Raw genomic sequence first — 1,794 nt, forward strand, 5'->3', positions numbered from 1 at the left:
GCGCGGGGCTTGCGCGGAACGGGGCGGAGCGGGAGATGTTGTTGCGGCGGGCCGCTGCCGCGGGCCGCTTTCGCGGGTGGGGGACGGGCGGTTCCGCCGTGGCGCCTTAGGTCGTCATCCGGCTGGCGCGCCGTTGTGGCTGGTCGCGCCCACGCGGCGGAGCCGCACATCGACGCAGCCCCGCGCCCCTTAGGGGCGTTGTCGGGCTGTTGGCTAGATCGGTCTGCCTACCAGCATTGTGGGTGCCCCTGCCACCCGGGTCAGGAACACCGTCGCCGCGTTCGGGCCCTGAGGCTTGACCTTCTTGCGGAGTTCCTCGGGCTCGACCGCCGACCCGCGCTTCTTGACCGTCAGGATGCCTACCTCGCGCTCTCGCAGCAGAGCTCTCAACTTCTTTACGTTGAAGGGGAGTTGGTCGGTGATCTCGTAGGCCGTCGCATAAGGGGTCGGTCGTAGGTCGTCCGCCGTGATGTACGCGATGGTGGGGTCGATCAGGCCGGCGTCCAGTTCGGCGGCCACCTCGGCGACCAGGTGGGCGCGGATGGCGGCGCCGTCGGGCTCGTACAAGTAGCGTCCGACGGGGCGGGCTTCGGGGTCGGGGAGGCCGCGGGAGAGCAGGGAGCGGGGGCCCGGCAGCAGGGTGGCGCGGATCGCGCCGGGGCGGGTGCCGAACCACAGCACCGCCTCCTTCACGTCCCCGCCGTCCGAGATCCACTCGGCCTCGGCGTCGTCGGGGATCGCCTCGTGGGGGATGCCGGGTGCGATCTTCAGCGCGGCGCGCGGGGCCTGCCGCGCCGCCTCGACGGCCCAGGACAGCGGCGGCGAGTACGCCTCGGGGTCGAAGATCCGGCCGCGACCGCCGCGCCGGGCGGGGTCGACGAACACGGCGTCGTAGCCGCTCGTGTCGACCTCCGTGACATCGGCCTCCCGCACCTCGACCAGGTCCCCGAGCCTCAGCGCCGCCGCGTTCGCCCGCGCCACCGCCGCCGTCACCGGATCCCGGTCCACCGCCAGCACCCGGATCCCGGCCCGCGCCAACGCGATGGCGTCCCCGCCGATCCCGCAGCACAGGTCGGCGACCGACCCGATCCCCAGCTCCCTCATCCGCCCGGCCCGGTACGCCGCCACGCTCGCCCGCGTCGACTGTTCGACGCCGTTCGGCGTGAAGAACATCCGCTCCGCGTCCGCCGCCCCGAACTTCGCCACCGCCCGCTGCCGCAGCCGCGCCTGCCCGAGCGCCGCCGACACCAGCTCGGCGGGATGCTCGCGGCGCAGCCGGGTGGCGACGGCGAGTTCGTCGGCGGGATCGGTGTCGCGTACGGCGTCGAGGAGGGCGCGGCCCTCGGGGGTGAGCAGGGCGGCGAAGGAGGCGAGGTCGTTCACCGGGCCATTGTCGGCCAGTCGGTGGATGGTCCGTGGCCGGGCGGCGGTGTCGGCCGGGCTTCGGGGTGAGTGCCTGGGAAGATCCGGCACCATGCGACTAGTAGTACAAAATGACAAAAGGCGCCGAAATGGGTCAGCGGGGGAGTGTCGTCGCCGCAGACCCGGCCGGGCCGGCTTCCGTGGCGGCCTCGCCGCGCTGGTAGCGGCGGCCATCGCCTCGGCCTGTGCACCGGCCGCCGCCCCGGGGGGCCCAGGAGGCCCGCCCGGGGGGGTTTGCGCCGGGTGGGGGTTGGGGGCGGGCGGGGCGGCGCCCCCCCCCCGGGGGGGGGCCCCGGGGGGGGGGGGCGGGGGGGGCGGGGGGGCCGCGGCGGGGGGGGGGGGGGGCCGCTCCGCCCCCGCCGACGTCTCCGA

The 1,794-nt window shown here is 75.4% G+C and carries 1 protein-coding gene; it reads right to left on the reverse strand.

Translation table 11 applies throughout. The features are described 5' to 3' along the window. Window positions 1-213 precede the first annotated feature (213 nt). Complete coding sequence (locus L0P92_RS44165) at window positions 214-1,383, reverse strand: THUMP-like domain-containing protein (protein WP_234768771.1); 1,170 nt, start codon at window positions 1,381-1,383, stop codon at window positions 214-216. Window positions 1,384-1,794 lie beyond the last annotated feature (411 nt).

It is taken from the genome of Streptomyces muensis, assembly GCF_021474425.1.
GTDB lineage: Bacteria > Actinomycetota > Actinomycetes > Streptomycetales > Streptomycetaceae > Streptomyces > Streptomyces muensis.